Origin of the sequence: Caulobacter sp. (assembly GCF_035254145.1) — a bacterium.
GTDB lineage: Bacteria > Pseudomonadota > Alphaproteobacteria > Caulobacterales > Caulobacteraceae > Caulobacter.
The window spans coordinates 1-7,927 of the sequence record NZ_DATFAV010000044.1 but is presented as its reverse complement, the minus strand read 5'-3'; the positions used below and the strand labels follow the sequence as shown (position 1 = coordinate 7,927).

Below are 7,927 nucleotides of genomic sequence, written 5' to 3'. Positions count from 1 at the left end.
CCCAAACAAAAGCGGCCCCGGGGCTTCCCCCAGGGCCGCTCGAAAACACATCAGTCGCCCGAGTTAGGCGTCAGTCGTCACGGTGGACGCGTTCGCGGCGCTCGTGGCGCTCCTGGGCTTCCACGCTCATGGTCGCCGTCGGACGGGCTTCCAGGCGGGCCAGGCCGATCGGCTCGCCCGTCTCCTCGCAATAGCCGTAGGAGCCGTCCTCGACTCGGCGCAGGGCCTGGTCGATCTTGGAAATCAGCTTCCTTTGGCGGTCGCGAGTGCGCAGCTCAAGGGCTCGATCAGTTTCCGAGGACGCACGATCGGCGAGATCGGCGTGGTTCTCGGTTTCCTTCTGGAGATGGGTCACCGTCTCGCGAGATTCGCGGAGGATCTCTTCCTTCCAGGCCAGCAACTTGTTCTTGAAATACTCAAGTTGCCGGTCGTTCATAAAAGGCTCGTCCTCGGAAGGACGATAATCGGATTTCTCGACTAGAACAGTGGCCGTCTGCATCAACGCCTCACGCCCCAATGAACTCAGCCCTTAAGGGCCGAGCGCTTATACCAAAAGGTGAGCCACGTTCAATGAACCTCGCATGAAGAGCGAAAAGCTCTTTCGTCGAGCGCCCCGAACGGCGGCATGGACAGATGTAAAACGCGCGGAAACGCCAAGCGCTGCGGGACCGGCGATCATTTGCGCATCCAGTCCCCGTCATGTCAGCCGCCCCGGGCCTGCAGCTTGGCCAGCTCGACGGCGGCGCGGGTCTCGATCTCGTTGAGGACGCCCTCCAGGCGGGGGTCGTCGGTGTTCTCGCGCTGCTCGCGGATGGCGCGCGAGAGCTTGTCCAGCGTGCTGTGCGAGATGTCACCGTCGATCAGGGCGATGCGCACCTCGCCCAGGATATCGAGGATATGGTCGCCGCGACGCACGGCGCGCTTCCTGCGTTCCAGCGGATCGCCGACGGCGCCAGCCGCCTGCAACGCCAGGAGGGCGTCGACCGAACCGACGCCGGACAAGCCGCCGACCGAGGCCGTGCTGGCCGCGCCGCTGGCGGCGTTGACCGATGGCAGGGAGAAGCCCGAAGCGCCGCCAGAGGGCTTGGCCCGCGACGGTCCCGTCGCCCCCACGCCCCCCGTGCTGGAAACCTTCATCCGACAAGCTCCAAAAGCTTAGACGCGCGAGTCACTCGTCTCGTCGCACGATCATAATCGGTTCGCGCGCTTGAAGTATGGTTAATGCCGGGCAGAATCTGCCTGGAGGCGCCGGCCGGACTGCCGCCGGCCCCAGAATCCCTTGAGTCACAAGCGCTTGAAACTGGCCCGGTTCTGGCATGGGGCGGCGCGGGGACGTTTCCCCTCTACGGGACTGCCATGCCGCGTTCACTCTTTCGCACCGTTCTTCGCCCGGTTCTGACCGCCTTGGTCGTCGCCTCGGCCTTCGTGGCCGCGCCGGCCTTCGCCAAGTCGCGGATCAAGGACATCGTCGCCTTCGAGGGCGTTCGCGAGAACCAGCTGGTCGGCTACGGCGTCGTCGTCGGCCTGAACGGCACCGGCGACAGCCTGCGCAACGCGCCGATGACCAAGCAGAGCCTGGAGGCGATGCTGGAGCGCCAGGGCGTCAATGTGCGCGACGCGAACCTGAACACCAAGAACACCGCCACGGTCATGGTGACGGCCAACCTGCCGCCGTTCTCGGCCGCGGGCTCGAAGCTGGACGTGACGGTCTCGGCCCTGGGCGACGCCAAGAGCCTGCTGGGCGGCACCCTGCTGGTCACCAGCCTGCAGGGCGCGGACGGCCAGACCTACGCCGTGGCGCAAGGCACGGTGCAAACGGGCTCGGTCTCGGCCAGCGGCGCCTCGGGCAGCACGGTCACCAAGGGCGTCCCGACCGCGGGCCGCATCGCCTCGGGCGGCATCATCGAGCGCGAAACCGGGTTCCAGATGGTCAGCATGGACATCCTACGCATGACCCTGCGCAACCCGGACTTCACCACCGCGCGCCGGATCGCCGACGCCATCAACCAGAAATTCCCCAGCTGCGCCCAGGCGCAGAACCCGACCATCGTCGCCGTGCGCGCCCCGCCCGGCATGGACATGATCAGCTTCGTCACCAACATCGAGAACCTGGAAGTCGAGCCCGACAGCCCGGCCAAGGTGGTGATCGACGAAGTGGCCGGCGTCATCGTCATGGGCGACGATGTCCGCATCAGCCAGGTGGCGATCGCCCAGGGCAACCTGACCATCACCGTCCAGGAAACCCCCGGCATCAGCCAGCCGGCGCCGTTCAGCCAGGGCCGCACCGCCGTCGTCCCGCAATCGACGGTCAGCGTCGACGAGGAAAAGGGCAAGAAGCTGATCACCCTGGGCGGCTCGCCGTCGCTCAAGAGCCTGGTCGGCGGCCTGAACGCCCTGGGCGTGACGCCCCGCGACATGATCTCGATCCTGCAGGCGGTGAAAGCCGCCGGGGCCCTGCAAGCCGACATCGAGGTGATGTGATGAGCGCCCTCTCCGCCCTGTCCCCGAAGATCGACGCCCTGGCCGCGACCGCCAAGTCGGCCGTCGCCTCGGCCGAGGAACTGGCCAAGCGCGGCAAGATCAAGGAGACGGCCCAGAACTTCGAGGCCTCGTTCCTGTCGGTGATGATGCAGCAGATGTTCGACGGCGTGAAAACCTCCGAACCGTTCGGCGGCGGCCCCGGCGAGGAAATGTTCAAGTCGGTCCTGACCGACGCGATGTCGAAACAGGTGACCAAGGCCGGCGGCATCGGCCTGGCGTCGACCATCCAGCGCGAAATGCTGAAGCTTCAGGGTCTGAAGGAGTAATCGACCATGGCCATCGCCGCCGTCGACGCCGACGATCGCGTCCACCAGCTCACCTTGCTGACCGAACGCCTGACCGACCTGATCGCCAAGGAGGCCCAGGCCTTCGAGAGCCGCCGCCCGCACGAGGCGGCGCAGTATGTCGAGGAGACGGCCAAGCTGGCCAACGTCTACCGGCACGAGTCGATGCGGGTGCGCGCCAATGTCGCCCTGGTCGAGGCCGCGCGGCCGGAACTGCGCCAGCGGCTGCTGCGCGCGACCGAGGCCTTCGACGCGGTGCTCGCTCGCCAGGCGCGCGCCGTGGAGGCCGCCAAGGTGGTCACCGAAGGCCTGGTTCGCGCCGTCGCCGAGGAGATCGCCAGCCAGCGCGCCGCGCCGGCCACGACCTACGGGGCCGGCGGCATGGTCAACGACCGCCCGGCGATGGGCGCGGCGATCACGCTGAACCGCAAGGCTTAAGCCTTGAGCGCGAACACCGCCGCCGGGCGCGCGCTCCCGTTCGGATCGCCGAAATCGGCGACCGGATACTCGGCCACGACCCGCAGGCGGTCGGACGGCAGGGTGGCCCGCCAAGGGTCGCCGATCAGGATGACGGCCCCGGCGGCCTGGCGCCGCTCCAGGAAGGCCATCACGCGCGCGGCCAGGTCGGCCTCGTAGAAGAGATCCCCGACCAGGATGAGTTCGACGTCCGGCGCCGCGTTGTTGGTGAGATCCCCGTGGATCACCTCGACCGCCACCCCGTTGGCGACCGCATTCAGACGGGTGGCGGCGATCGCATAGGGATCGACATCGGCCGCCAGCGCCTCGGCCGCGCCGGCCATCATGGCGGCGATCGCCACGAGCCCCGAGCCCGCGCCCAGGTCCAGCACCCGCCGGCCGCCGACCGTGGCCGGATGGTCCAGCAGATGTCGCGCCAGGGCCAGCCCCCCGCCCCAGGGCCGCGCCCAGTACGGCGACCCGAAGTCCGGATCGGCCTCGGCCAGGCGCATCAGGCCGCTGCGCGGGCCAGCGCGGTGCAGGCGGATCTCCGGAACGCCCGGCGTGGGCTCCAGCGGAAGATTCGTCTTGATGAAGGCGTCGAGGTCCATGCCCCTCCCTATAGGCGCCTCACGCTGACTCGTCAGCGATCAGGCGCTTCTTGCGCCGATGCAGGCTGGCGGCCACGGCGACCAGCACGAGCGGGACAAGGATCGACAACACCCGCTCGGCTCCGCCCGGCCAGCCGTGCAGCCAGGGCTTCAGCAGATAGCCCAGCAGTCCCAGCACGTAGTAGCCGACGGCGAAGATCGACAGCCCTTCGACCAGCCCCTGGAGCTTGGTCTGCAGTTGCAGGCTGGCGTCCATGCCGCGCAGGGTTTCCTGGTTCTGCCGGTCCTGGGCCAGGCCCAGCTTGGCGCGCAGAAGGTCGCCGCATCGCGCCACCCGCTGGGACAGGTCGTCCAGCCGCCGGTCGGCCGCCTCCCGCGTGCGCATGGCTGGCAGCAGGCGGCGGGCGATGAATTCGCTCATGGTCGAATGGCCTGGCAGCCGACGCTCGCGCAGAGCCTCCAATCGGTCGAGCGCGAGCTGATGGTAGGACTCGGTCGCGCCCCGGCGGAAACGGCTGGTCGCCGCCCTCGCCTCGACCTCCGCCGACAGCGCCAGCAGGTCGTCGAGCACTCCTTGACTGTCCTTGCCCGCCGCCAGGTCGCCGGTGATGGTCGCCAGCCGCGCCTCGGCGCCGTCCAGCCACGCCAGGGTCTCGCGCGCCGGCGCGAAGCCCAGCAGGGCCAGTTTCCGATAGTTGCCGATCTCCAGCAGGGTCTGCACCAGGCGCGAGACCTCGTCGTTGGCGAGGCCGGCGTTATGGACATGGATGCGGCCCGCCCCGCCCTCGCGCAGGCGAAAATCGGTCCAGATCCGCGCCGCGCCGTCGAACACCTCGCAGGAGACGCAGCGCCGCAGGTCGATGTGGCGGCTCAGCGCCGCCTCGAACGGCGGCGGCGCGCCAGGCGCCCCGACCGAGATCTCGACGCCTCGGAACACCTGTCCAGGCGCGCCGTCCAGCCAGAAGAAGCTCTCCGCGGCGTTGGTCTGGAACCCGAGATCGTCCCCCAGCGGGCCGTAGGCGAACCAGGTCCAGGTCGAGAACTCCTGGTGCCGCTCCCAAAGCCAGCCGCCGTGCTCGTTCACGATCACGGCCCGTCCAAGCGTTGGATCCTGGCCCGGCGCGAACAGGGCGACGAACGCGGCCTCGGCCGGTCGGTCGGCGGGATCGACCAGGAAGACCCACTGGCGCACGCGAACCGGCGCCTGGTCCAGCGGCAGCTCCCGCAGGTGCATCAACTCGCTCAACGTCACCCTCAGAGGGTGGTCTCGACGCTCGCTCATCCGTCCTCGCCCCGTGCGCGGATCATCGGGTCATTGCTCGATGTTACCGGTCACATAGACCTAGCGGACTCCCGCCTCGCCGTCACGGGTTTTGAGCGTGATCCGGCGCTCGACGCCGATCGCGGTCAGGAAATCCTCGTCGTGGCTGACCACCAGCAGAGCCCCGTCGTAGTTCGCCAGCGCCGCTTCCACGGCGGCGATCGCGCTCAGGTCCAGATGGTTGGTCGGTTCGTCCAGGATCAGCAGTTGCGGCGGGATCGCCGCGCACAGCACGCAGGCCAGAGCCGCGCGCAGGCGCTCGCCCCCGCTCAACGTCCCGGCCCGCTGGTGCGCGGCGGCGTTGCGGAACAGGAACCGCGCCAGCGCCGCATGGGCGTCATTGACGCCGGCCGCCGGGTTCAGGCGGCGGAAGTTCTCCAGGATGGTCTGGTCGTCGTCGAGAACGGCCGCCCGCTGGTCCAGCAGGGCGAAAGGAACCGATAAACGGATCTCGCCCGCGCTCGGCGTCAACTGCCCGGTCGCCAGGCGGATCAGGGTCGTCTTGCCGGCGCCGTTGGGCCCCGCGACGGCGATCCGTTCGGGTCCGGTCATCCGGAACGAGAGACCCTGGACCACGGGGCGGCCTTCAGGCCAGGCGAAGGCGACGTCCTCGAAGACCAGCACCGTCCGGCCTTCCGGCAACCCGCTCGACGGCAGATCGAAGCCCAGGTCCCGGGCGCGCTCGACGCGAGCCTCCGCCGTCGCCCTGGCCTCCTGGGCCTGCGCCGTCAGCTTGTCCGCCAGCTTGCTCTCGCGCGCGCCGCTGGTTTCGGCGCGCTCGGCCATCATGCCCAGCACGATCTTGGGCGTCCCGCCGCGATCGGCGAACCGCCGGCCGGCGGAGTCGCGGCGATCCTTCCGCTCGCGAGCGACCTGGACCTCGCGCGCGACCCGCCGGATCTCCCGCTCGGCATGGTCGAGATCGCGCCGCGCGGCCTCCGCCTCCAGAGCCTTCCGCTCGGCATAGGCGTCGTAGCCGCCGCCGTAGGACCGCGCGCCCAGCGTGGACAGCTCGACGATGCGGTCCATGCCACGCAGCAGGGTGCGATCGTGGCTGACGACCACCGCCCCGCCTCGCCAGCGCGACAACACGCGGGTCACGATGGCCCGCGCTTCGGCGTCCAGATTGTTGGTCGGCTCGTCCAGCAAGAGCACGTCCGGCCGCGCGACCAGAAGCCCGGCCAGACTAGCCCGCGTCATCTGGCCGCCGGACAAGGCGGCGGCGGGCCGCTCCACATCCAGCTCGCCCAGGCCGACGTCCAGGAGAGCCCGCTCCATCCGCGCGGGCAGGTCCCAATCGGCTTCGGACAGATCGGCCTCGTCGGCCTCACCGCGCTCGATACGCGCCAGACGGTCCCAGGCGCGGCCAAAGCCCAGCAGGTCGACGAGCCGCGCCCCGGCCGGAACGTCCGGCGCCTGATTCAGCATCGCGACCGCCCCGGCCCGCGAGACGGCCCCGGCCGACGGCGCCCGCGCGCCGGCGATCACCGCCAGCAAGGTCGACTTGCCAACGCCATTGCGCCCTACCAGGCCGATACGCTCGGCGCCGATGGAAAGGTTCAGGTTTTCGAAGAGAAGCCGACCGTCAGGCGTGGCGGCGGAGACGGAATCCAGGGTGACGAAGGACATGCGAACCCAAGAACAGGGAAACGGGAAGGACGAAGCGGTCTTCCGTCTTGCTGATCATGGGAGCCTCCATCGGATGGGAAGCGAGGTGTCTACGCCCGCCGCCGGAAAGCGGCAAGCTGAGCCGAGCGCAAGGATCGGGTGTCTCGCCCGGGCGCTCCGCGCGACAACGGCGGCGACAAAGGAGTCGAAGACATGTCCTACGCCGTCACCAGCCTGCCCGCCGAGCCCTTCGCGCCGTTGTTCCAGCTGGACGATGAGACGCTCGCCGCGCGAGGCGCGCGCCGCGTGATCGCCGACGCGCCGCTGGGCTTTCCCTGTCGCGTCAGCCTGGATGACGCGCGGCCGGGCGAGACCCTGATCCTGGTCAACTACGAGCATCAGCCGGCGCCGACGCCCTTCCGCGCCAGCCACGCGATCTTCGTGCGCGAAGGCGTCCAGCCTGTCTCGACGGTCGACGAGATGCCCCCGGCGCTAAGGCGTCGCCTGCTGTCCCTGCGGGCGTTTGACGCCAGCGGGATGATGCGCGCCGCCGACGTGACCGAGGGCGCGGCGGCGGGGTCGCTGATCGAGCGGCTGCTTGAGGATCCGGAGATCGCCTATCTGCACGCGCACTACGCCAAGTGGGGTTGCTATGCGGCGCGGATCGACCGCGCCTAGGTCGGCGCCATGGCGTGCAGGACCCAGATCAGCGATCCGATCCCGCCGATGAACACCAGCCCGTCGATCATCACCGAGCGCGGCTTGGCGCCGCGAAGCGCGTCGAACGCCTCCTGCTTGGCGCCCTGTTTTGCACTTTCGGCCTTCTTGGCCATGGCTAGCTCCGTTCAGAGGCCGAGCTTTCGCCCGACAACGACGCTTAAAGCCATTAGGCTGAAAAACCGGCTTTCAAACACGGTTTAACAATTCCGAACGCCCTCATCCCGGGGATGGGCGCTTCTCCAAGACGGCCTCCGTTACGCGGCTCGGAGCCCGCCCGGCTGATCTGGGAGCCGTCGTGACGCGTGGCTCTGCTGACATCTGCTGGCAGCAGGCGTGGCCGCTCGCACGCGCGGCATTTGTTCGCATCTTGTTCTTGTGTTAATTCG

Annotated in this window: 11 protein-coding genes; 4 read left to right on the top strand and 7 right to left on the bottom strand. The window is 69.0% G+C overall.

What is annotated here, in order from left to right:
• Nucleotides 1–70: 70 nt before the first annotated feature.
• Entirely contained in the window at nucleotides 71–499 is a 429-nt protein-coding gene (gene dksA / locus VJ655_RS02330) for an RNA polymerase-binding protein DksA (protein WP_013078283.1), read from the bottom strand.
• A gap of 203 nt (nucleotides 500–702) precedes the next feature.
• Nucleotides 703–1,137, bottom strand: a complete 435-nt coding sequence (locus VJ655_RS02325) for a flagellar assembly protein FliX (RefSeq protein ID WP_324097842.1) — start codon at nucleotides 1,135–1,137, stop codon at nucleotides 703–705.
• Between the two features lie 219 nt (nucleotides 1,138–1,356).
• On the opposite strand from VJ655_RS02325, the gene VJ655_RS02320 reads away from it, so the two are divergent.
• Genes VJ655_RS02320 through VJ655_RS02310 form a run of 3 tightly spaced genes read left to right on the top strand, consistent with a single transcriptional unit; the run spans nucleotide 1,357 to nucleotide 3,263 of the window.
• A complete protein-coding gene (locus VJ655_RS02320) occupies nucleotides 1,357–2,481 on the top strand; it encodes a flagellar basal body P-ring protein FlgI (protein WP_324097840.1) in 1,125 nt (374 codons plus the stop codon).
• The gene (locus VJ655_RS02315) at nucleotides 2,481–2,807 is read left to right on the top strand and encodes a rod-binding protein (protein ID WP_324097838.1); all 327 of its coding nucleotides are present in this window, start codon (nucleotides 2,481–2,483) and stop codon (nucleotides 2,805–2,807) included. The genes VJ655_RS02320 and VJ655_RS02315 overlap by 1 nt, the downstream gene beginning before the upstream one ends.
• A gap of 6 nt (nucleotides 2,808–2,813) precedes the next feature.
• Complete coding sequence (locus tag VJ655_RS02310) at nucleotides 2,814–3,263, top strand: flagellar basal body protein (RefSeq protein ID WP_324097836.1); 450 nt, start codon at nucleotides 2,814–2,816, stop codon at nucleotides 3,261–3,263.
• Here VJ655_RS02310 and VJ655_RS02305 read toward each other — a convergent pair.
• From VJ655_RS02305 to VJ655_RS02290, 4 genes are read right to left on the bottom strand one after another with little or no spacing between them, the layout of a single operon-like run.
• Complete coding sequence (locus tag VJ655_RS02305) at nucleotides 3,260–3,892, bottom strand: class I SAM-dependent methyltransferase (RefSeq protein ID WP_324097834.1); 633 nt, start codon at nucleotides 3,890–3,892, stop codon at nucleotides 3,260–3,262. The two genes, VJ655_RS02310 and VJ655_RS02305, sit on opposite strands and share 4 nt — an antisense overlap.
• 19 nt (nucleotides 3,893–3,911) lie before the next feature.
• Nucleotides 3,912–5,174, bottom strand: a complete 1,263-nt coding sequence (locus tag VJ655_RS02300; RefSeq protein ID WP_324097832.1) for a DUF3422 domain-containing protein — start codon at nucleotides 5,172–5,174, stop codon at nucleotides 3,912–3,914.
• A gap of 60 nt (nucleotides 5,175–5,234) precedes the next feature.
• Nucleotides 5,235–6,842: an ABC-F family ATP-binding cassette domain-containing protein gene (locus VJ655_RS02295; protein WP_324097830.1), complete on the bottom strand. Its 1,608-nt coding sequence runs from the start codon at nucleotides 6,840–6,842 to the stop codon at nucleotides 5,235–5,237.
• On the bottom strand, nucleotides 6,799–6,912 hold the full coding sequence (locus VJ655_RS02290) for a hypothetical protein (RefSeq protein ID WP_324097828.1): 114 nt from the start codon (nucleotides 6,910–6,912) through the stop codon (nucleotides 6,799–6,801). The genes VJ655_RS02295 and VJ655_RS02290 overlap by 44 nt, the downstream gene beginning before the upstream one ends.
• Nucleotides 6,913–7,034: 122 nt before the next feature.
• Between VJ655_RS02290 and VJ655_RS02285 the strand changes: the two genes are divergently transcribed.
• Nucleotides 7,035–7,499 carry a DUF1203 domain-containing protein gene (locus VJ655_RS02285; RefSeq protein ID WP_324097826.1) on the top strand — a complete coding sequence of 155 codons (465 nt, stop codon included), beginning with the start codon at nucleotides 7,035–7,037 and terminating at the stop codon, nucleotides 7,497–7,499.
• On the opposite strand, the gene VJ655_RS02280 is transcribed toward VJ655_RS02285, so the two are convergent.
• Nucleotides 7,496–7,654, bottom strand: coding sequence for a hypothetical protein (locus VJ655_RS02280; RefSeq protein ID WP_324097824.1), 159 nt, complete (start codon nucleotides 7,652–7,654; stop codon nucleotides 7,496–7,498). The genes VJ655_RS02285 and VJ655_RS02280 overlap by 4 nt on opposite strands.
• Nucleotides 7,655–7,927 lie beyond the last annotated feature (273 nt).